The 21,964-nt window shown below is 68.1% G+C and carries 17 protein-coding genes; 12 read left to right on the top strand and 5 right to left on the bottom strand.

From position 1 onward, the window contains the following. The first annotated feature begins 499 nt into the window (after window positions 1-499). The gene (locus ABD743_RS39675; RefSeq protein ID WP_344729088.1) at window positions 500-2,632 is read left to right on the top strand and encodes a DEAD/DEAH box helicase; all 2,133 of its coding nucleotides are present in this window, start codon (window positions 500-502) and stop codon (window positions 2,630-2,632) included. A 39-nt stretch (window positions 2,633-2,671) separates the two neighbouring features. Here ABD743_RS39675 and ABD743_RS39670 read toward each other — a convergent pair whose 3' ends face one another. Then, entirely contained in the window at window positions 2,672-3,286 is a 615-nt protein-coding gene (locus ABD743_RS39670) for a ribonuclease H family protein (RefSeq protein WP_344729341.1), read from the bottom strand. Window positions 3,287-4,252: 966 nt separating this feature from the next. On the opposite strand from ABD743_RS39670, the gene ABD743_RS39665 reads away from it, so the two are divergent. Next, complete coding sequence (locus tag ABD743_RS39665) at window positions 4,253-6,295, top strand: Ig-like domain-containing protein (RefSeq protein WP_344729086.1); 2,043 nt, start codon at window positions 4,253-4,255, stop codon at window positions 6,293-6,295. A gap of 339 nt (window positions 6,296-6,634) precedes the next feature. Here the strand turns inward: ABD743_RS39665 and bla are convergent, their stop codons facing one another. After that, complete coding sequence (gene bla / locus ABD743_RS39660; protein WP_344729084.1) at window positions 6,635-7,555, bottom strand: class A beta-lactamase; 921 nt, start codon at window positions 7,553-7,555, stop codon at window positions 6,635-6,637. An 86-nt stretch (window positions 7,556-7,641) separates the two neighbouring features. Between bla and ABD743_RS39655 the strand changes: the two genes are divergently transcribed. The 9 genes from ABD743_RS39655 to ABD743_RS39615 all read left to right on the top strand — a co-directional run bounded on the left by ABD743_RS39655 (window position 7,642) and on the right by ABD743_RS39615 (window position 16,924). Continuing rightward, window positions 7,642-8,508 (top strand): LysR family transcriptional regulator, encoded by an 867-nt coding sequence (locus tag ABD743_RS39655; RefSeq protein WP_344729082.1) that lies wholly within the window; start codon window positions 7,642-7,644, stop codon window positions 8,506-8,508. Between the two features lie 2 nt (window positions 8,509-8,510). Continuing rightward, entirely contained in the window at window positions 8,511-9,410 is a 900-nt protein-coding gene (locus ABD743_RS39650; protein WP_379658948.1) for a serine hydrolase, read from the top strand. Window positions 9,411-9,904: 494 nt separating this feature from the next. Continuing rightward, window positions 9,905-10,549, top strand: coding sequence for a dihydrofolate reductase family protein (locus ABD743_RS39645; RefSeq protein ID WP_344729078.1), 645 nt, complete (start codon window positions 9,905-9,907; stop codon window positions 10,547-10,549). Between the two features lie 310 nt (window positions 10,550-10,859). Continuing rightward, a complete protein-coding gene (locus ABD743_RS39640) occupies window positions 10,860-11,300 on the top strand; it encodes a GNAT family N-acetyltransferase (RefSeq protein ID WP_344729077.1) in 441 nt (146 codons plus the stop codon). A 158-nt stretch (window positions 11,301-11,458) separates the two neighbouring features. Continuing rightward, window positions 11,459-12,691: an IS701 family transposase gene (locus ABD743_RS39635; RefSeq protein ID WP_344729340.1), complete on the top strand. Its 1,233-nt coding sequence runs from the start codon at window positions 11,459-11,461 to the stop codon at window positions 12,689-12,691. A gap of 236 nt (window positions 12,692-12,927) precedes the next feature. Continuing rightward, the gene (locus tag ABD743_RS39630) at window positions 12,928-14,292 is read left to right on the top strand and encodes an extracellular solute-binding protein (RefSeq protein WP_344729075.1); all 1,365 of its coding nucleotides are present in this window, start codon (window positions 12,928-12,930) and stop codon (window positions 14,290-14,292) included. A gap of 62 nt (window positions 14,293-14,354) precedes the next feature. Continuing rightward, window positions 14,355-15,284: a carbohydrate ABC transporter permease gene (locus ABD743_RS39625; RefSeq protein ID WP_344729073.1), complete on the top strand. Its 930-nt coding sequence runs from the start codon at window positions 14,355-14,357 to the stop codon at window positions 15,282-15,284. Then, window positions 15,281-16,111, top strand: coding sequence for a carbohydrate ABC transporter permease (locus ABD743_RS39620; protein ID WP_344729071.1), 831 nt, complete (start codon window positions 15,281-15,283; stop codon window positions 16,109-16,111). Before ABD743_RS39625 ends, ABD743_RS39620 begins: the two co-directional genes overlap by 4 nt. Before the next feature lie 36 nt (window positions 16,112-16,147). Further along, a complete protein-coding gene (locus tag ABD743_RS39615) occupies window positions 16,148-16,924 on the top strand; it encodes an endonuclease/exonuclease/phosphatase family protein (RefSeq protein ID WP_344729069.1) in 777 nt (258 codons plus the stop codon). 49 nt (window positions 16,925-16,973) lie between these two features. On the opposite strand, the gene ABD743_RS39610 is transcribed toward ABD743_RS39615, so the two are convergent. Together ABD743_RS39610 and ABD743_RS39605 are read right to left on the bottom strand one after the other, a co-directional pair. Further along, the gene (locus tag ABD743_RS39610) at window positions 16,974-17,654 is read right to left on the bottom strand and encodes a YoaK family protein (RefSeq protein WP_344729067.1); all 681 of its coding nucleotides are present in this window, start codon (window positions 17,652-17,654) and stop codon (window positions 16,974-16,976) included. 35 nt (window positions 17,655-17,689) lie between these two features. Then, entirely contained in the window at window positions 17,690-19,060 is a 1,371-nt protein-coding gene (locus tag ABD743_RS39605; protein ID WP_344729065.1) for an amidohydrolase family protein, read from the bottom strand. A 596-nt stretch (window positions 19,061-19,656) separates the two neighbouring features. On the opposite strand from ABD743_RS39605, the gene ABD743_RS39600 reads away from it, so the two are divergent. Continuing rightward, window positions 19,657-20,382, top strand: a complete 726-nt coding sequence (locus ABD743_RS39600) for an SDR family NAD(P)-dependent oxidoreductase (RefSeq protein WP_344729063.1) — start codon at window positions 19,657-19,659, stop codon at window positions 20,380-20,382. A gap of 472 nt (window positions 20,383-20,854) precedes the next feature. On the opposite strand, the gene ABD743_RS39595 is transcribed toward ABD743_RS39600, so the two are convergent. Then, window positions 20,855-21,925, bottom strand: coding sequence for an LLM class flavin-dependent oxidoreductase (locus tag ABD743_RS39595; protein ID WP_344729061.1), 1,071 nt, complete (start codon window positions 21,923-21,925; stop codon window positions 20,855-20,857). Window positions 21,926-21,964: the final 39 nt, after the last annotated feature.

The raw sequence follows: 21,964 nt of genomic DNA, 5'->3' as shown, positions 1-21,964 counted from the left end.
CGGACGGACGCGTTGATGCTGGAGCAGGCAGGATCAACCGAGCACGAGGCGTGTGGTTAGTGCGCAACTCCCCCTCGGACACAGATCAGGTCTTTGACCAGCAGGTATTAGCCGGAGAACGAGTGGTCGGGCAAGTCCCGGCGGCGCGCTTTCCCGTTCGACATGCCCGGTCAGGTGGTACGGCTGCAGTCCTCGCACCGCCCGCCGGTACGATGGATGAGAGAACCGACCCCGGCGGACGCCGTTCGCCTGGCGACGGTCGGGCCCGTGCGGTGGGTGCCGCGGCCGTCGACTGGTGGTGGATCGGTGGCTGTGCCTTCCCGTACGCGGGCGGACTGTCCAGTCCCGCGGCATCGATCTCCCGCAGATCCGTGTGCCCGGGTCGCGTCTCGGAGGAGCCGCTTCGGCCCTCTCCCCGCCACGCCCACCGCCCGACCGCAGCCCTGTTCGCGGCACGGCTGCCACGGCGCCCGTGCCGGGCACCCCGAAGGAGGAGTTAGTGGTTCAACGAGGCCGGCCCCAGACCAGGGCTCGCCGTACCGCCCCGCGCGACCGTCGTCGCGGCCGCGGCAACGTCAACTCGGTGCTCGCCCGCGCCGTCCAGGAGGTCGAAGCAGCCCTCCGGAGCGGTCGGGTCACGCCCGCGACGCGCATGAAGTTCCAGGCCGTCGCACTGCTGCTGCGCGATGAGCGCGCCCGGGTCCAGGCGGAGGAGAACAGCAGCGACACGCACCGGGCCGAGCAGCTCAAACGCCTCGACGGCATCGCGACGATCCTCGCGAAGAGCGCGGTCCGTGATTCCGGGCTCCTGACGCTCCTCACCGAGGACGCCGTCGTCTCCGACGAGGCCCGGGCGCTCAAACGGGACCTGCTGAGGACCGCGGGCATCGAGTCGGGCGCCGACGAGATCCCGCCGGTGAAGCCCTCGGCCGCCGCCACCGAGCACCGGGCGGTGCCGCGCTCGGTCATCTCGCGGCAACTGGCCAATCCCTTCCTCGCCCCCGACGTCTCCGCGGCCCGGCCGAGCGCACCTCGTCCGACGCGGCTTGCCTCTTGGGAGCTGATCGGCCCGCTGCTCAGTTCGTTCGAGCGCGCCGGCAGCGGAGGCGCGGCATGCAAGGCCCTCCCCGCGCCGACCTCCCGGTACACGCCGCGCGGCCTGGAGCTGATGCCGCACCAGGCCCGGCTGGTCGCCGCGGCGGCGGCCGGCCACCGGACCTTCCTGCTCGCCGACGAGCCGGGGCTGGGCAAGACGGCCCAGGCGCTGCTCGCCGCGGAGGCGGCGAACGCCTACCCGCTGCTCGTCGTCGTGCCGAACGTCGTCAAGACGAACTGGGCGCGCGAGGCCGGGATGTGGACACCTCACCGCTCGGCCACCGTGATCCACGGCAACGGTGACTCGATCGACGGATTCGCCGACATCGTCGTGGTCAACTACGAGGTGCTCGACCGCCACGTGGGATGGCTCGGCGACTTCGGCCTGCGCGGCATGGTCGTCGACGAGGCGCACTTCATCAAGAACAAGTCCTCCCAGCGCTCGCGGCACGTCCTCGCGCTCTCCGAGCGCATCCGGTCCTTCACCGCGCGCCCGCTGCTGATGGCCCTCACCGGCACCCCACTGATCAACGACATCGAGGACTTCCGGGCGATCTGGCAGTTCCTCGGCTGGATCGACGAGACGAAGCCGCTCGCGGAGCTGATGAACGCGCTCGACGAGACCGGCCTGACACCCGCCGACCCGGGGTTCTACACCGCGGCCCGCCAGTCCGTCGTCGATCTCGGCATCGTCCGTCGCCGCAAGGTCGACGTGGCCGCGGATATCCCCGCGCGCCGGATCGCCGACCTCCCCGTCGAGCTGGACGGGCCGGCCGGTCGGTCGATCCGAGCGGCCGAGCGCGAACTCGCTCGCCGGATGGTGGCGCGGTACGAGGAAGCACTGGCCGGCCGTCGGTCCGGTGCCGTCGTCGACGGCATCGACCACGACCTCGTTCGCCAGGTGGCCAGGTGGGAGCAGAAGGACGCGACCACCTCGACGACCGGCGAGAACGTCTTCAGCATGATGCGGCGCATCGGCCGGGCGAAGGCCGGTCTCGCCGCCGACTACGCGGCCCAGCTCGCGCGCAGCGCGGGCAAGGTGGTCTTCTTCGCCAAGCACGTCGACGTGATGGACGTCGCCGAGGAGACGTTCGCCGAGCAGGGGGTCCGCTTCTCGTCGATCCGCGGCGACCAGACGCCCGCGTCGCGGCAGCGGAACATCGACGCCTTCGTCAACGACCCCGACGTGGCCATCGCGGTCTGCTCCCTGACCGCGGCCGGCGTGGGCATCAACCTCCAGGTCGCCTCCGACCTCGTGCTCGCCGAGCTCTCCTGGACCGCCGCGGAGCAGACCCAGGCCATCGACCGCAGCCACCGCATCGGCCAGGCGCAGCCCGTCACCGCATGGCGCATCATCGCCGCGCAGACGATCGACGCCCGGATCGCCGAACTGATCGACAGCAAGGCCGGCCTCGCCGCCCAGGCGCTCGACGGGTCGGAGGAGGAGGTCGGGGCGTCGGCCGACGTGCAACACGAGGCGCTCGTCGCGTTGCTGACCGAGGCGCTGTCGGCGGTCCCGACGCACCTCGCGAGCTGACGGGGCAACTAGCGCATCGAGACGGGTGGAGTGTCTCGCTCAGGCGACGGCGCGGGCCTGTTCCACGGCCAGCGCATCGACCAGGTCGTTCATCTGGTCGCCCGAGTGGCCCTTCACCCAGCGGAATGACACGTCGCCGCGCTCGTTGAACAGCGTGACCAACGGCTCCCACAGGTCTCGGCTGACGACCGGCTTGCGGGCGCTGGTGACCCAGCCCCGGTCGAGCCACCCCCGCCACCAGCCATCGCGGAAGCAGTTCACGACATAGGTCGAGTCGCTGACGACAACCAGCGGCCCGGACAGCGCCCGCACCGCCTCGAGCGCGGCACGGATCTCCATGCGCTGGTTGGTGGTGGGCGTCTCTCCGCCGCTGCCCTGCCGCCCATCCCGGGTGGCCCACGCCCAGCCGCCCGGCCCGGGGTTGCCCGAGCATGCCCCGTCGGTCCACACCTCCAGCGCCCCCTCGGTGGCGGCCATCTCCGGCCGCTGGGTCGTGCGCTTCGGCCGGGCCGCCGTCGTACTCGGTGCCGAGCCGGCCGCCTCCGGCGTCGCACAGGCAGTGTGCGCCCAGGCCGCACCGGACCGGCCGATCTCTTCGCCGGGGCTGATGCGCGACGAGCAGACCTTGCAGGTGGTGGCGTACTTGGCGGTCATCGGCACGCCGACCAGCCTAGTGAGGGGCGTCCGGGCCCCGTCGCCCGTCACGACGCCGGCTGAGCCTCGGACACGGGAGCCGTGCGAGGCAAGCCGACTGAGTACTGACAAATGCCATCAGGAAGATCACCATCATGCTCCGCGAGCGGGCCTGATCTGGGCTATTTCGACAGAATGAGTGGCCTCAAAGTCGCGCGATCCGTTCACGGTTACTCCGACGCGCCGATGACTCCGTAAAAGCCAATCACTTGGATCGATCCGTCCCGACGTCGATGTGCAAGCCCGCGGTCGGTGCAGATCGTGATCGCGTCACCCGCACCCGGGGGCTGCCGGACACGATCTCCGACACGTCGGCGCGCGATCGCAGCTCAAAGATCGAGCGGTCCTACGCCCTTCTCGCGATCGACTCTATTGATGGCCTCCCAGCAGAGGTTGAATACGAAATGGAGCGTGCTGACAACAATATCCAGGACCTATCCAAGGTAGCCGAACGGATGCTCCCGGAGGCCGTGGCTCCCAGCTACCGGAATGACTTATAAACGCCGAGTCGACTTCGGAGTTCGATCCCGTCGAGGCGAAGGCGATGACCGCCGTCGTCGCACTTCGTGCTGAGGTTGTAGAAGTAGTGGAGTCGGCGGCCGAGCAGCTCGCATCAGCGGTCCATTTCCAATCTTCTTGACGCCCGGAAGATCGCCTACGGGCCCGTCAATCGTATAACCCGTAGTCCTGAACCACCTGATCTCGTCCTGCCCAGCGCCAAACTGATGAGTGACGTTGGACGGCGGTGGACGAAACCCCTCGCGGGGTGGGACTTCTTGACTTGTCGGGTGAATCCTGTGGTTCAGGCTCCGCAATGTGATCACACTTACCGCGCTATCCCCGCCGGACGGGGCGCACACGGACTCACCGACGATTTCGCGGGTGAGCCCGCTTCAGTGTCGGGCAACTGTTTTCGGGAGTGTGAGCATGCGTGCGGAGAGGGTCGCCGGGTGGCCGGAGCACTGGGGTGCTGGTCGCAGATGGCGGTGGGTGGGGTTGCTTGCCGCTGTAGTCACGACGACGGCGCTGCTGGTGCTGCCGGCCGCGGCAGGTAAGGCTGCCGCCGCGGTGCTGCCGCCGGAGTGCGGTCAGACCGGGCCGGCGGTGACCTGCACCTACAGCTTCACCGGCGCGGAGCAGAGCTTCACCGTGCCCAGCGGCACCAGCTCGGTGCAGGTCAGCGCAGTCGGCGCGGCCGGGGCACCCAGTTACGGCGGCGCGTCGGGCGGCCGCGGGGCCCGGATCACCGGCACGCTGACGGGGCTGACCGCCGGTCAGGTGCTGTATGTCGAGGTGGGCGGCACGCCCACGAACACTGCATCCTGCTACCCCCTGGCGGCGTGCATCGGCGGGTTCAACGGCGGCGGCACCAGCCGCTTCGGTGGCGGGGGCGGCGGCGCCTCGGATGTGCGCACCGTCGCGCGCGCCCAGCCCAACAGCCTGGCCTCGCGGCTGATCGTGGCCGGCGCCGGTGGTGGCGGCGGCATACCCGGAATCCCGCCGTGCGACCTGACATTCGCCGGCACGCCCGGTGGTGACGCCGGTGCGTCCGGGGGCACCAACAGCTGCCCGGGTGTGGGCACCAGCACCGGTGGCGGGCCCGGCACACAGGTCGCCGGCGGCACCGCCGGCAGCCCCAGCGACAACGCGGGCGCCCTCGGTGCGGGTGGCGACGGCGGCGGCAACCTCGGCGGTGGCGGCGGTGGCGGTCTCTTCGGCGGTGGTGGCGGCGGCTCAATCATTTTTTCGGGCGGCGCGAACACCGCCGGCGGTGGGGGCGGGGGTGGCTCCTCCCTCGTGCCCTCGGGTGGGACCGCATCGCTGACCACCGCCCCGGCCTCTGTGACGATCACCTACACCGCAACGACGTCAACCACGACTCTCGCCGCGGCGCCCAACCCGGCGGCGGTGGGCCAGCCGGTCACGTTGACCGCGACGGTGACCTGCAGCGTGCCCACCGATACCGGCACGGTGACCTTCTACGACGGCGACACCGTGATCGGCATCGTCCCGGTCACCGGTTCCGACGTTGCCACTCTTCCCACCAGCAGCCTGTCCATCGGCAGCCATACGCTGACGGCCCGATTCGTCGGCGACACCGCCTGCCCGCCCTCGATCTCGAACACCGTGGTCGAAGTGATCCAGCAGGGCAGCTCGACCGCCTCCCTGACGGCCAGTCCGCCGAACCCGTCCTTCGGCCAGCCGGTGACGCTGACCGCACAGGTGAGTTGCACCGCCGGGGTTGCGCCGACGGGCACGGTGACCTTCTCCGAGGGGGCCACCGCGATCGGCATCGTCCCGCTCGGCGGCTCCGGCAACGCCGGCCTGACGGTCAGCGGGCTACCGGGCGGGTCGCACACCTTCACCGCGCACTACGACGGCGACACCAACTGTGCGCCTACCACGTCGAACGCGGTCACGGTCACCGTGGGCTGCCAGACCATCAGCGGCACCCACCTTGGACCGCTGACGGTCACCGGGCCGGTCTGCCTTGCCCCCGGCACGCAGATCCTCGGCCCCGTCACCATCAGCGGTAGCGGGTCGCTGGACGCCGTGGGTGCCACCATTCAGGGGCCACTCACCGCCACCAGCGGCACCGGGCTACGGGTCTGTGCCACGACCGTCAACGGACCCGCCACCATCTCCGGCATCAACGGAGTAATCGTCATCGGAGATGCCGGTGACGACGGCGGTCCGCCCTGCGGGGCCAACACGCTGCGCGGCGCGGCCACATTCCGCGGCAACACCGGGTTCGTCGAGCTGGGCGGCAACCAGATCCTGGGCCCGCTGACGGTGAACAACAACACCACCACCATCATCGTTCCACCGGAGAACGCCACCGCCACCGAGATCGAAGCCAACCTGGTCTTGGGCATCCTGGCCTGCTCGGGCAACACCCCGCCGCCGACCAACGACGGACGGCCCAACATCGTCATCGGCACCCGCACCGGCCAGTGCGCCACCCTGTAGCACCCTGATCGCCAGCACAACGCATTCGGCGTCCCCAGACACACCGGTGCCCGGAAGGCCCTGGCGTTGAGTCCAACGCCAGGGCCTTCCCACCTCTGCTCATGCTGTATCTGCGCCGCCCCGCGGAGTCCCTCCGCCGAACAGGGACATAGGTTCGTGGTGCGAGTCGGCCGGCCTCGGTACGCAAGCGCCACGGTGGACGAATGGCGGGCCACCGATTGTGCGGAACCGCCATTCGAAGGCGGACGGAGATCGTCGTGGACCAGAACCCCGCCGAAGGTCCGCGGTAGCCGGGACCGGGACCGGTGCTTCGGCGAGTGGCCCGGCCGAGTGGGCCCGTCAGGCAAGCCTGTCCACGACGTTGGCGGCGGCCTCGGCGAGGAGCGCCTCGTCGTACTCGGCGTCCTTGCCTGCCTTGCTGGACATGATCGCGATGACGAGTGGCGCAGCGTTCGGGGGCCACACGACCGCGATGTCGTTGGCGGTGCCGTAGTCACCGGTCCCGGTCTTGTCGGCCACGGCCCACCCCTGCGGCAGGCCGGCCCGGATGCGCTCGGCACCGGTGACGTTGCGTTCCAGCAGATCGCGGAGGAAAGCGAGCTTGTCGGTCGGCAAGGCGTCACCCAGCACGATCTGGTGGAAGTCGGTGCCGATCGCGCGGGGAGACGTAGTGTCGCGTGGATCTCCCGGGGTGGCTTCCGTGATCGCAGGCTCGATCCGGTCCATCCGGGTCACCGTGTCGCCGAGGCTCCGCACGTAGGCCGTCAGCTCGGCCGGCCCTCCGAGATCGCGGAGCAGCAGATTTCCCGCAGTGCCGTCGCTGTAGCGGACCGCGGCGTCACACAGCTGCCGGATCGTCATCCCCGTGGCCACGTAGCGCCTGGTGATGGCCGAGCTCCCCATCAGGTCGGTTTCGGTGTAGGTGACGCGAGTGTCCAGATGCGACAGCGGGTTGCGGTGCAGGACAGCTGCAGCCGCCAGTGCCTTGAACGTCGAGCAGAACGCGAACGGCTCGTCGGCTCGGTGGGCGATGGTGGCGCCGGTGCCCGTGGCAAGGGCGTACACCCCGAGACGTGCGTCGAACTTTCGTTCCAGCTCGAGCAGATGACCGTCGGTCGCGGCAGGAGCCGGCGTGCGCGATGGGTCGATGGGGCGAGATGACGGCGGGGTTGCCGCCGGCGCCCCCTGCGCACATCCGGCCAGCGGTAGCAGTGCCACGGCGCTCAGGAAGGCACGGCGGGAAATCCGTGATCGCGTCATGGCAAGGGAGCTTCGTATCCGACCGTGGATGCCGTCCAAGACGGAAAAGTGAGAACCAATGCTGATCCGGCATAGACTCGCCGACCGTGGATCTTGTCGGGGCGTGCAGGGCGTTCGTCGCCGTCAGCGGCCACAGCAGCTTCACGGTCGGGGCCTCCGCGGCACGGATCCCGCAGTCCGTCGCCAGCCGGCGCGTTGCTGCGCTCGAAAAGCATTTCGGGGCCCGGCTGTTCACCAGGTCCTCGCGGACCGTCGCCCTGACGCCGTTCGGCCGGGAGATGCTGCGGCCGGCCCGCCGCCTGGTCGAACTCGCTGAGGCGATGGCGCACGACGCGGAACGCGCCAGGTTGCGGCCCTTCCGGCTGGCCGTGCCCGCGATCTGCGTGCCACGCCTGCTGGCCGGGCTCGTCGCCGAGGCGCGTCGGCACGACCTGAACCTCGACCTGTACCCGGCCGGGCCCTCCGAGCGCGCAGAGCTCGTGCGCACCTTCGAGGTACGGGCGGCGCTCGTCGCGGTGCCGGCCGACGAGGGCGTCTGGCGGGTGCCCTTGGGGCTCGCCGGCCAGGCCGACCCAGGGGACGCCACAGCCATCTACATCGAGACGCTGCGGGCCGGCCGCGCCGAACGGGGCACGCGCCGGCGGCGGGTCTGGCTCCAACCGGAGGACGACGTGCCCCACGTACGTGACCGCGTCATCCGGCTGCGGGACTCGGTCGGACTGCAACCCGCGCAGGTGGTCGTCACGGACTCGCTCGTCGCCGCTACGGCCGAGGTGCTCGGCTCCACCGACGTCCTGCTCTGCTCCCGGAGCCAAGCGGACGACCTCGGCCTCCACTGGCGGCCGGTCGGCGAGCTGCCGCTGGCCCGTGGCTACGACGTCGCGGCCGGGCTGCGCGACGAGGTCCAGCAGATCCGTGCGCTGCCCGTGCTCGGGCGCTGTCTCGGCGCGTAGCGATGGGCATGACCAAGGTCCTGCGGGAGGCCCGGGAGGCGCTGGACGACGGCGGGCTGCGTGGGTCGTTCCTCGTCCGCGACCTCGACACCGGCGATGAGATCGGACTCGACGCCGAGGTGGTGTACCCGGTCGCGTCGCTGGTCAAGGTGCCGCTTGCGGTCGCGACGCTCGAGCGCGTCGCCCGGGACGAGCTCGACGCGGCATCGCCCATCGAGGTTCGGCCGGGCCGGATGACGGTGCCGGGACCAACCGGGCTGGCCAGGTTCCGCCACCCGGCGTCCATCGCACTGGACGACCTGCTCTACCTCGCGATGGCGATCAGCGACAGCACCGCGGCCGACGCCCTGTTCGCGCTCACCCCACCTGCGGCGGTCACCACGGAGCTGCGGCGGCTCGGCCACGACGGCATAGTGGTCCGCCACCTCATGCGAGATCTCGTCGACACCCCGGCCGAGCGGTTCACCCCGGCGGAAGGGCATCTCGCCCACTCACTGGCCATCGCAGGCGCGACGGCGGGCCGCGGCCACCCGGTGCCCCAGCTCGACATCAGCCTCGCGAACGCCGGGTCCGCCCGGTCCTTCGTGGACCTGCTCGCCGGACTGTGGCGACCGACGACCATCCACGCCCCGGTCGCCGCGCGGGTCCGCGAACTGATGGGCTACAACATGGTGCGACAACGGCTGGCCCCCGACTTCAGCTCCGATGCGTCCCGATGGTCGTCGAAGACCGGAACCCTGCTGAACCTCCGGCACGAGGTCGGGGTCGTCGAACACGCCGACGGCCAGACGTTCGCCGTCGCCGCCCTCACCGAGTCCCGGGTACCGGCCGTCCTGCAACCCGACGCAGAGGCGTTGATGGCACACGTCGCCAGAACTCTCCGCGACCAGCTCCGGATGTAGTGAGCGATCACCCCTGCACTTATCCCTGGAATCAGTTCACAGCGCCGGAGTCGAAGAAAATCAGGAGTAGCGTCCGCAATCTCTTCAATGCGGCGATTTACACTCCCGGCAGAGGCCGGGCGGTGTTGGAGGGCCTTTTTCCCGGCACGAACGAGCGTCTGGTCGCCTCCGACGCGTTGGAAATGGACCTCCAGTCGGATCTCCATTGGTATCTCGACGGTCGCCTGCTTCGTCCTGAACCCTCGGATTGATCGGGCTGGCGGTGAGTCGACCCGTCGTGGAGGCTGTCATCCGCTCTGGAAGCGAGGGTGCTCGGCGCCTCGAGGGCGGTTCCGGCGTCCGACGTCTAGTACTCCAGCCACCAACGCCACCTTCTGCAGAAGGTGCTCCGTGGTGATGTCGAGGTGGCCGGGGCGGCTCCGACCACCTCCGGACGGCGCCGGATGACGGCGCCGAGGCCGTCTCACCATCATCACGAGTGCAGGAGGAACCGCGTGAATCAGCTGCTGAGAGTGCAGAACTTCAACGTCTCACGTGACGGGTTCGGTGCCGGTGAACACCAGAGCCTCGAAAGGCCCTTCGGCCACGCCGACCCCGGCGACATGTTCGCCTGGGCCGGCGCCACGGCGAGCTGGCCCATGCGCACCGACCCCGGCGGAAGCCGCGGCCTCGACGACTACTTCACCCGGGACTACTCCCGCAACATCGGCGCCGAGATCATGGGCCGCAACAAGTTCGGCCCGCAGCGCGGTCCCTGGAGCGACCACGAATGGCAAGGCTGGTGGGGCGACGAGCCCCCGTTCCGTACCCCGGTATTCGTGCTGACCCACCACAAGCGTCCCTCGTTCACCCTCTCCGACACCACCTTCCACTTCGTCGACGACGACCCGTCCACGGTCCTCGAGCAGGCGCGGAACGCGGCGGGAGGCAAGGACGTCCGGCTCGGCGGCGGGGCCACCACCATCCGGCAGTTCCTCGACGCCGACCTCGTCGACACCATGCACGTGGCCGTCTCACAGGTAGAGCTCGGATCCGGCGTGCAACTCTGGAAGTCGCCGGATGAGCTGCTCGACCGGTTCCACCTCGATGTCGTGCCCAGCCCGAGCGGCGTCACCCACCACCTGTTCTGGCGAAGGTGACGTGAGCGGCCCGCCCTGCAGCTTCAGAGGGCCCCCGGCCGGCGACGGCCATGCCCAGAGCGGACACACCAGACGGTGGACCACGCCGCCGGCTGCGGGGCCCAGGCTTGGGCCCTCCTAGTACTCCAGCTGTAGACCGAGATCTTCATGTCTGAAGGGTCACTTCTGTCGAGGGCAGCGTCAGGATCGGGTTCCTGGCCGCCCTCTTCGACGCCCCGTACGGGTTGTGATCCTCGCCTCGCTCGCCGCCGCGTGCCCGCCGACTGGTAGATGGTGATCTTTGGATCCACATGTACTTGAGGGGTGCCGCATGATCCGTATCGGCAAGCTCGTGCCGTCCGACAGGGATGTCTGGGAGGCCCTGTTCCGTGCGTACATCGACTTCTATCAGCGAGTCGAGCCGGCCGAGATGTACGACCGGGCGTGGCGCGAATTCCAGGCGGACACACGTCTGCACGCCCTCGGGGCGAGGTTGGATGGCAGGCTCGTCGGCATCACGCACTTCCTCGTCCACCCCAACACGTCGGGCCCAGACGTCTGCTTTCTGCAAGACCTCTTCACCGCACCGGACGTGCGCGGCAAGGGCGCGGCTCGCGCGCTGATCGCTGCCGTGTCCAACTGGGCTCAGGCTCGCGGCTGCTGCCGTGTGTACTGGAACACCCACGAGTCCAACAGCACAGCGCGGCATCTCTACGACAAGGTGGCCGAGAACCGTGGTTTCATCCGATATCAGATCGAACTGTCGCCCTAATGCTTGAGTCGCAGCTCGTGATCTCGCTGGCGAGGGCAGGTGCGGGGAACACGTGCGGCCACCGTTGATCATCGTGAGTTATGTGGACCAACGATGAGACGGTGGCCGCACGTCGCAGCATAGATCCCGCCCGCTGGCGGGATGCGTTCGAGGGGCTGATGGGCCGGATAGCGGGCCGGTTCGCGCGGGTCGAACCCCGGCGCCGAGCCGGGCGGTTGGTGCTCGGCCTGCTGTCGGACCTGCCACGCAAGAACTGCTGGACGATCGCCGAGTGGGTCGGGGAGGCCACCCCGCACGCCATGCAGCACCTGCTGTGCCGGGCCTCCTGGGACGCCGACGCCGTCCGCGACGATGTCCGCGACTACGTGGTCGAACACCTGCACGACGATGACGCGGTGCTGGTCGTCGACGAGACCGGCGACGTGAAGAAGGGCACGCACACGGTCGGTGTGCAGCGGCAGTACATCGGCACCGCGGGCCGGATCGAGAACTCCCAGGTCGCCGTCTACCTCGTCTACGCCGGCAGCCGCGGGCAAGCCGCAGTGGACCGGGAGCTGTACATTCCCCGCGAGTGGACGGCCGATACCGCTCGCTGCCAGGCCGCAGGTATCCCCACTCAGCGGGACTTCGCGACCAAGCCGGAGCTGGCCACCGTGATGATCGAACGGTTCCTGGACGCCGGGCACCGTGCCAGCTGGGTGGCCGGGGACGAGGTCTACGGCGGCAACCCGAAGTTGCGGACTGTTCTGGAAGCACGCGGCATGGGCTATGTCCTGGCCGTCGCCCGCTCGGCCGAAGTCGCCACCAAGGCAGGCAACTTCCGGGCCGACGCCCTGGTCGGCAGGCTGCCGAAGCCTGCCTGGCAGAAGCTGTCCGCCGGAGCAGGCGCTAAGGGCCACCGGTTCTACGACTGGGCCGTCATCGACACCGCCGATCCCGGGCCTGGACACCGGCAGCTGCTGATCCGCCGCAACCGTCACACCGGCGAACTCGCCTACTACCGCTGCCACTCACCCCAGGCCGTGCCGCTGTCCACGCTGGTCAAGGTCGCCGGATCAAGGTGGCGGGTGGAGGAGACCTTCCAGGCGGAGAAGGGCCTGGCCGGACTTGATGAGCATCGCCGCTTCGTGTCCTGGACCCGCTGGGCCACCCTGGCGATGCTCGCTCACGCCTTCCTCACCGTCGTCCGGGCCGACGAACACACCCGCCCTCCCGCTCCGGACGATCTGATCCCGCTGTCCTGCAACGAGACCCAGCGCCTGTTCATCACCCTCGTCGTCCAGCCCGTCCACGACCCGGCCCACCGACTGAACTGGTCCGCCTGGCGACGCCGTCACCAGGCCCGATCACAAGCCAGCCATTACCGGCGGCAAGCCGCAACCCAGACATGAAGATCACTATCTACAGCTGGAGTACTAGCCGTGCGACAACTGTGATAAGAGTTCACCGCCCTGCCGAATAGGCTCCATCCGCGAGCGACTCTGCCAACATTTTTTCGCTTTTATTCTGCCGCTGTTCCGCGGACAGCTCTGCGGTAGCGTCCAGGCACCTCCTCCTTTTCACCCGAATTCGCCCCTCACGAGCGTCAGCGGAAACGAGAGTCGGCAACCCCGAACGAAGGACGAGCGTGCACTTCACCCTTATCGCTCTTCGCCGAGCCTGGTTCGCGCGGGCCGGGCTCGGCGCTTTCGCTTGCGGAGCGCTGGTAGCCGGCGCGCTCTCGGGCTGTTCGAGCAGCCAGTCGAGCAGCACCGGCACCGCGGCCAACCCTGAGCAACTCACCATGGCCATCGCATGGACGGGGACCCAGGCGGCCGGCATTCCACCGCTGCTGAAGATATACAACCAGGAGCATCCGAACGTTCACTGGAACCTGGTCGAGAATGTCAACGAGCAGAAACTTCTCGCGGAGGAGGCCGCCGGCGACGCACCCAGCGTCGCCATGCTGGACACGACCGACCTGGTCGCGAGCATGGCGACCTCGGGCGCCATCCTCCCGCTCCAGTCCTACATTTCCAGTAGCAAGCTGGACGTCAACGAGTTCACTCCCGCGTCGCTCTACAGCAACTCGTATCTCGGTGCCCAGTACGCGCTGCCCTTCTTCGAGGACACTTACGCCCTGTACTACAACAAGACCCTTTTCGCGAAGGCCGGCATCGCCCAGCCGCCGACGACGCTCAGCGAGCTGGCGGCCGACGCCGGCAAGCTATCGATCACCGGCCCCGACGGCCAGTACACCCAGCTCGGGTTCGAACCGACGATGCCCAAGCAGCTGGAGGGTTACATGTTCGGCGGCAACTGGGCGGACGCCTCCGGCCAGGTCACCGCGACGAACCCGCTCACCGTCAAGGGCGCGCAGTGGATCGTGGACACGGAGAAGCAACTCGACCCGAGCAAGGTCCAGAGGTTCATGGCCGGCTCGAGCGGCGCGGTGAGCACACTGGACCCGTTCGCCAGCGGCAAGGTCGCCATGGACGTGTCCGGGGAGTGGTTCATGCCCACGATCTTGCAGCAGTCACCGAACATGGACTTCGGCGTGGCGCCGATCCCCTACCCCGACGGCGAGCCCCAGTACTCGGGCACCGGCTCGGTGGGCGGTAACCCACTGGTCGTCTTGAAGGGCACCCAGGACGCCGACGCGGCCTGGAACCTCATCGACTGGCTGGCGACGACAGGCCAGGAGATCGCCACCAAGACCCCACCCGTTTACCACGACATCTACTCCGTGCCAGCCCTGAAATCGCTGGTCAGCAACGCCCAGCTGGCACCCACGCCCCAGATGGCCTTCTTCTGGCAGTACAGCGGCGGCAAGAACATTCATCCCTTCCCGCCGGTCCCCGGCGCGACCACCTACCTGAACGCCATCACCAGCGCCGTCCAGCAGGCCCAGCTCACGCCGACGAGCGTGAGCTCGGCGCTGCAGCAGGTCCAGTCGCAGTACGGCCCGCTCGTCGCCGGCCAGATCAAGAGCGCGCAGGCGCAGGCACATTGAGCGTCGTGCTCCGCCGGGGAGCGCCGAGAACCAGCGGCGGCGCCACGAACGAGGGGCGGGCAGTGGCAGTGCTCCGCGCCCGCCTCACGCTCCGGCGCCGCCGGTTCCTCTGGGGCATGCTCTTCGTCAGCCCGTGGCTCATCGGCACGCTCGGGCTGGTGCTGTACCCGATGGCCCTTTCCCTCTACTACAGCTTCACCAGCTACAACATCGTCGGAACGTCGCAGTGGACCGGTCTCGCCAACTACCAGGAGCTCCTGCAGGACCCGGAGTTCACGCAATCCCTCGAGAACACGCTGTACCTGGTCGTGGTGATGGTCCCGCTGAGCCTGATCGCTTCCCTCGGCTACGCCCTCGTGCTCAACCTGGCCGTGTTCGGGCAGCGCTTCTTCCGTACGGTGCTCTACCTCCCGCAGATGGTGCCGACCGTCGCCGGCGCCATCTTGTGGATCTGGGTGCTGAACCCCACCTACGGGCTGGTCAACACCGTGCTCGGCTGGCTGCACATCACAGGACCGCTGTGGCTCAACAGCATCTCGTGGTCGAAGCCGTCGATCGTCCTGATGAACCTGTGGGGTGTCGGCGGCGCGGGCGTGATCTTCCTGGCCGGCCTCCAGGGCATCTCCCCCGCCCTCGTGGACGCCGCGCGGGTGGACGGGGCCAATGCCTGGCAGCGCTTCCGGCACGTGACGGTGCCGGCCCTGTCGCCGCTGATCCTGTTCAACGCCATCATGGGCCTCCTCGGCGCCATGCAGTACTTCACCCAGGCGTTCATCATGGGCGGCGGCGAGACCGGGGGGACGTCGATCGGGCTCGGCAACAGCCTGCAGTTCGCCGTCGTCTACCTCTATGAGGTGGCGTTCTCCGACCTGCGCGTCGGGTACGCCTCCGCCATCGGGTGGGTGCTGTTCGTCATGATGCTCGTCGTCATCGGGGTGCTGCTCAGGTTGTCCGTCCGCTGGGTCTTCTACGAAGGATGGCGCCAGCAGTGATCCGACTATCCGCCACCCAGAAGTTCACCGCCTACGTGGTGCTCGCGGGCCTCTCGGCGTTGATGCTGCTCCCGTTCATCTGGATGCTCATCTCCTCGGTCAAGACCAACAACCAGCTCTTCACGACCCCGATCCGCTGGTGGGTGTGGCCGCTGCACCTGGACAACTACGCCCAGGCCCTGGCGCTCATCCCGTTCTGGTCGCAGCTGCGCAACACGGCGCTGCTGTCGGTGCTGACCGTGATCGGGACCGTGCTCTCCAGCAGCTTCACCGCGTATGGCCTGGCCAAGGTGAGCTGGATCGGGCGGCGATTGCTGCTCGGCGTCCTGATCGTCACGATGCTGCTCCCTGCCATCGTGACGCTGGTCCCGACCTATGTGATCTTCCGCGACCTCGGGTGGGTCAACACCTACCTGCCGCTCATCGTCCCCACCTTTCTCGGCACCCCGTACTACATATTCCTCTTTCGACAGTTCTTCCTACGGATCCCCGAGTCGGTGAGCGAGGCGGCACGCATCGACGGGGCTTCCGAGCTGCGCATTTACGCCCGCATCATCATGCCGCTGAGCCGGCCGGTCGTGGTCGCGGTCTCCGCGCTCGCCTTCGTCCAGTCCTGGACGGACTACCTGGGCCCGTTGATCTACCTCGACAACCCGGACCAGTGGACGCTCTCGCTCGGGCTCACCGAGTTCCTGACCAAGTACTCGGTGCAATGGAATTACATGATGGCCGCGTCGGTGGTCTTCACCCTGCCGCTGATCATCGTCTTCTTCCTCGGCAACAAGTACATCCTCAGCGGCATCAGTTTCACCGCCGATGTCGGCTAGAGATTGGAAGCCCCGTTCATGAACACCCTCCGGATCATGACCTACAACATGCTGCACGCTCCGGGGGACCGCCTCGGGCACCTCGTCGACGTGGTGCGCAGCGTCGACCCGGACGTGCTGGCCTGCCAGGAGATCAACACGTACGAGGGGATGATGGACCTCTCCCGGGAGCTCGGGATGCTTCCGGTGTGGGGCCCGGCCAACAGCCATGAGGACACCAGGGACGGCCGGCCGCTGTACGAGCACCTCGTCGTGCTGAGCAAGCCGGCGCCGAAGGCCGTGCGGGTCCACCGCGGTGACCGCCGGGCCATGTTCCGGCCCGTACTCGAGGTGCGGCTCGAGGCGCCGGGCGGTACGACCGTCACCTTCTTCGTGGTCCACCTGCGAGCCGTGCTCGATGCCACCGAGCGGTACCTGAAGTGGCGGGAGCTCGGAGCCCTGCTCGCGGTGATCGCCGGAGCGGACGGGCCGGTAGTTGCCATGGGCGACTTCAACGCTCTGCCACCCGGGGAGACGCCGCCGGCGGAAGGCACCCGCCGTGAGCTCCCCGAGGACCATCTGGCCGCGTTCGGCGGCGGTGTGGTGGCGGCCATCACCGAGGCCGGCCTGGTGGATTCGCTGCGCCTCGTCCACCCCTACACGGGCACTCCCGACTCGACCCTGTTGCACCGCCCGGGGGCACGCGTCGACTACATCTTCGTCAGCGAGGAGCTGCGGGACTGCGTGACGAAAGCCGGCATCGTCGACGGCGAGGCGGTCACGGTGGCGTCGGACCACCGTCCCGTCGTGGCCGAGCTGACCTTCACACAGTGACCGCGAGCGGGGCGTTCGTCATCCCGTGCACTGCTGTGCATCGTGCTGATCAACTGCGTGTGATCACCAATACACAGGAAATGACGACGAGAGCGGTGGCGAGACCTATGCAGAGTGTGACCAGCCGCTGCTCGATCAAGAATGCGCCGATCACGGCGCCGCCGAGCATGGCAGCGATGGACAGCCCCCGAATCCCGACCTTGCTGTCCGTGCCGCCGGCTACACGACCGTCAGCGGCGATACCCGTGACGGCCATCGTGAGCACGGTGGTGGTGAGATTGGGTACCGCCAGCTTGCGAACCCCGGCGTTCTGCACTCCCATGGCTAGCGCGAGCAGCACGATCAGCCCGTAGTGCTGGGCCGTCAGGTTGATCGCCGATAGGAGCGTGGCCAGAGTCGCGGCGAGCAGTAGCACCACCTCGACGCAGGTGAAGGCGACAAAGAGCTTGGTCCGTTGAGTGAGGCGATGGCCCAACTGCCCGCCGATGATCGAGCCGACCATGAACGCGGCCAGCGCAATGAGCGAGGCGACGACCGAAAAGTTCGCGGCGTCGACCAGGGCGAACGCGATGAACACGATGTTTCCGGTCATGTTGGCGACGAACACCCGGTCGAGCTCGAGGTAGCTCAGCGCGTCGACCATTCCGGTGGCAACTGTGAGCGTGACCAGGGCCGGGATCAGTGGATTACCCGGACCGGATCCGGGGTGGGGCGGAGTGATGTCGGCCATCGAATCAGCTCGCAGAACTCGTTCGTGCGCGGTGTCTAGCGTGGTGAGGCCGGAAGCTTGCCGGCCCGTTCGGCGAGGGACCGGCCTCGGCTTGCGGCTTCGGCGATCAGTTCGCGCACGTCGTCCTTGCCGAACCTGGTGAATTCTCCGTCTTCCAGAAGAATCTCTCCGTCGACCAGAACGTGTTTGGCGTCGGTGCCACGGGCCGCGTGAACGAAGGTCGACACCGGCCGGTGGTTGATGGCGGTGTGCACGCCGGATACGTCGAACACCGCGATGTCGGCGCGGGCCCCCTCCGCGATACGACCGAGCTGATCACCGGCTCCGAGCGCGGCTGCTCCGGCGGCGGTGCCCATGTGCACCACTTGCTCAGGCGTAAGGGCCGAAGGGTCACCATGCACCTGGTTCTGCAGCAGCCGGGTGAGCTTGACCTGTTCCAACATGTCGTTGGTGAGGTCAACCATCGGCCCGTCGGTACCGAGTGCGACTTTCACCCCGTTGTCGACCATCCGCTTGATCGGGGCTATGCCGCCGCCTCGGCTCGCCTCCGAGCTCGGAGTATGAGAGACGGTGCTGCCGGACGCCGCGATGAGGTCGAGGTCCTTGCCTTGGGGATGGATGGTGTGCGCGAGGATCCATCGGTGATCAAGGACCCCGAGGCCCTGCAGAAATTCCAGATCAGTACGGCCCATTTCCAGAACCCAGCGCAGGTAGCCGCGCTCGCGTGAGAGGGTCCCGCCCGCGATGTGTGAGCTGACGAAGGTGTCGAACTCTCGGGCCAGCGCGTGGCCGCCCTGGATCATCTTCTCGGTTGACGTCCCCGCGGCGATCCAGTGAGAGGTCGCTTCCAGGACGAAACCGACACGAACGCGCCCGTCGCCGCGGCCGTTCCACCGCTCGTGAGCAGCTCGGGCCCGCTCATACTCCGAAGCAACGTCATTCGGGCGGACCGCTTTGCCGAAGTATTGACGCATGCCGGCCTCCAGCACCGGCTCCAAGATCGCGTCGTCGGCCTCGTCGTCGGTTTCGGAAACGAGGTGGTTGACCGATGTCGTCGTGCCCGTCCGAATCATGTCGAGACAAGCGAGTCGACTGGCAACGCGCAGATCACCGTTGTTCAGTTCGGCACCGAGGGGAAAGAGGCAATCCTGCACCCAGTCCTCGAGAACCATCCCATCGCCGAGGCCTTTGCCGAGGAGATACCAGTCGTGCTGATGCGTGTTGATCATTCCGGGCACGACGAGGCACCCGGTGGCGTCGAGAGTCTTGTCGATGTGACCGACAGCGAGCTCACCCCGCGGTGCCAGCGTCTCGATGGAGGGCCCGTCGATCAGTAGGTCTCCTCCGTCGAGCAGCTCCGGTTTGCCTTCTGCCAAGATTCGACCACCACTCACAAGGATCTTCACGCGTGCCTCCCAGGGGCTGGGTTGAATATCAGGACCAGGGGCAGGGGTGGGTATATGTTGCGAATGCGCTCGAGAAAATTTGGATCGCGGACGGCGATGCACGCCGACGATGCTCGTGACGTGCCGCATCGATACCAGTGACAACACACGGGCCCAATGCTGATGTCACAGAATATGGCCCCACAATAACCCCTGCGAGGTATTCGGCCAGAGCGCCTGTGCGACGACATTGCCCGATCACGTGCCTCGAGCGCTCGCTTCCAACTTCATCCGGATTTTCGCCTTCGTCCCAGTCTCGTACTCACGCAGCTACGACATGAAGGACGTGGACACTGCCAGCTCTACTACGAGGACCACCCAGAGCAATCTATGTATTGTTGCTATACTCAGATAGGTTCGAGTGGTTCGCCGCGCGAAGATGCGTAGTATTTGGCTTTTGGCCACATTCCGCCGTTTTGTAGAGCCGCACCTGCCTTCGTCCCGAGGAGCGTACGGTCCGGCCTCTCGGCGTGAAGGGAGCCGTCGTGCAGGAATCAGAACAGACCGGGCACGCGCACAGCTTCGCTCGGTACTCCGATCTCTCCGAGAGCGCATTCGTGGTGTTCGGCACCGGAGCCGGCGTGGGGCAGAGCGTCGTCCGCGGGCTCGCCGCGAACGGCGTCCGGGTGGTGTGTGTGGATCTCAGCCAGGAGGCGGCCGAACAGGCCGCCGCGCTCGCCGAAAGCGACATCGCGATCCGAGCGGACTTACGGGAACCGGATGCTGTCCGGACCGTGCTCGACCGCGCCACCCGGGAAGTGGGACCGCTGCGTGGTGTCGTCGACGTCGTCGGGATGCTCCGCCCCGGGACGATCGCCGAAACCGACGACGCGACCTGGCGATGGCACTTCGACGTGGTGTTCGAACACGCGCGGCGCCTGGCTCGCGAGGCGGCCCACCTGCTCGGCCATGGCGGCTGCCTGACCTATGTGGCTTCGGCTGCCGGCATGGCAGGCGTGCGCAACAACGCCGCCTACGCCGCCGCCAAGGCGGCTCAGATCTCGTTGATTCGCAGTGCTGCAGCGGAATTCGGACCTGCAGGCGTGCGCGTCAACGGAGTGGCGCCCGGGATGATCGCCAATCAGCGCATGCTCAAGTTCCTCGCCGACGTCGGCGGAATGATGAAGGCCCGCGCGGTGATCCCGATGGGGCGGTTGGTCGAACCCGATGAGGTCGCGGACGCGGTACTCTACCTCAGCAGTGCCGCCGCCTCGATAGTGACGGGCCAAATCCTCGTGCTCGACGGCGGCGTCCAGCACACGTGGCCCTACCCGGATCTGTGACGCGCGTTCGGGCTCCGCGCCGCGCCGAAGCGGACCCGGGTTGATCGGCGACGTCGGCGTACACCCGCGGTCCTTCCCCGAGCGCGCTCAGCGTGTCCGGGCAGCCTGTCATTCCTCGCGGGCGGGAGCGCCTAGCGCCGAAGCCGTTGCGACTCAGCTTCAACGCCGCGCACGTGCGTTGATCGAGAGAGCAGAAGGATCGGGTAGCGGCCCTGCGCACGACAGCGCGCGAGATCGAACAAGACCTCAGCGTCATCACCGACCAGTGGGTGCAGCACACGACCCCTACCCAGGCGTGGCCAACTGACGGAGCAGGGCCTCTTGCCCGACCGTGGCGACTACCCACTCTCGCCACACCGCCTGCTTTCGTGGCGGGGCCCTTCCCCAGGGTCAGCGGTGATGTCTCGGTAGCAACCTGCAGCTCCAGCCGGGCGAGTCGATCCCGACCAGCCCGATCGTGATGCCGACCCGACTAACCCCGCAGTTCGGGGATGACGTCGTTCTGCATCGTCGTCCGGCTGAGGACGACATCGTCGAGGTCGGCGGCCTCCTCACTCAGGGCGGGGATCACTTTGATTCGGTCGAGGCCGAGCCCTTCCAGCTCTTTGACCCGCTCGATGCACTGATCCGGCGTGCCGGCGATGCCGAAGGCGTCGGCGAAGCCGTTGCTCAGGACGTTGCGGTGCTTGGCGGCGCCCACGCCGTGGTCTTTCATGTCATAGCTCGCCGCCAACCGCTCGAGCTCGGCCTTGGCCTCGTCGTCGACCAGCGCCGTCGGCCGACCGTGCATGACCAGGAACCGGGACAGCGTGGCCACGCCCACCGCGTTGAGGGATCGGGCCACGTCGGCGTCGGGGTGGGTGACGAACGGGATGTAGCAACCGAAGGAGAGGTCGTCCGGGTCGAGGCCCGCCTCCGCCCGGGCCTTCCGAGCGGTGTCGACTGCCCAGCTGAGCCGCTCGGGATCGGCACCCAGCGCGAAGGTGAGCCGCTCGGCCTTGACCGCCGCCATCCTGATGACTTTCGGGCCGGACGCGACCACGTCGACCGGCACCTTGGGCAGCGTCGGGTCCAACCACAGGAGCCTGCTCTCCTCGGGGCTGCCGGCCAGGTGCAGGTCGTCGACCGGGCGGATGCCCTCCTCCGCGGTCGGCTCGAACCCGACCCGGTCGCCCTGCAGGTAGGCCTGGACCCGGGCCAGGAACCGCTCGAGGTAGGCCGGCGACGCCGGGGCGTATCCGAGGTGTGCCAGCGAGGAGTCACCCCGGCCGACGCCGAGGACGGCCCGGCCACCGGACACCGCCTGCACTGACGCGATCGCCGATGCGGTGATCACGGCGTTGCGGGTGTACGGGTTGGTGACGCCGGTGCCGACCTTCAGGGTGGACGTGGCCCCGGCGGCCACCGCCAGCATGACGTAGGTATCGGCAATCAGGCTCTGGCTGTCGGGCACCAACAAGCCGTCCCAACCCCCTTGCTCGACCTGGAACGCGTGCCCGGCGATCGTCGCGGGGTCAGCCCGTATGCCTGTCCAGAACTCCATGGTCACCCTTCTGTGTGCTGATCGCACCGATCGCGGTTG

It is taken from the genome of Pseudonocardia yunnanensis, from assembly GCF_039534065.1.
Taxonomy (GTDB): Bacteria; Actinomycetota; Actinomycetes; order Mycobacteriales; family Pseudonocardiaceae; genus Pseudonocardia; species Pseudonocardia yunnanensis.
This window is presented reverse-complemented; position numbering and strand designations above follow the sequence as displayed.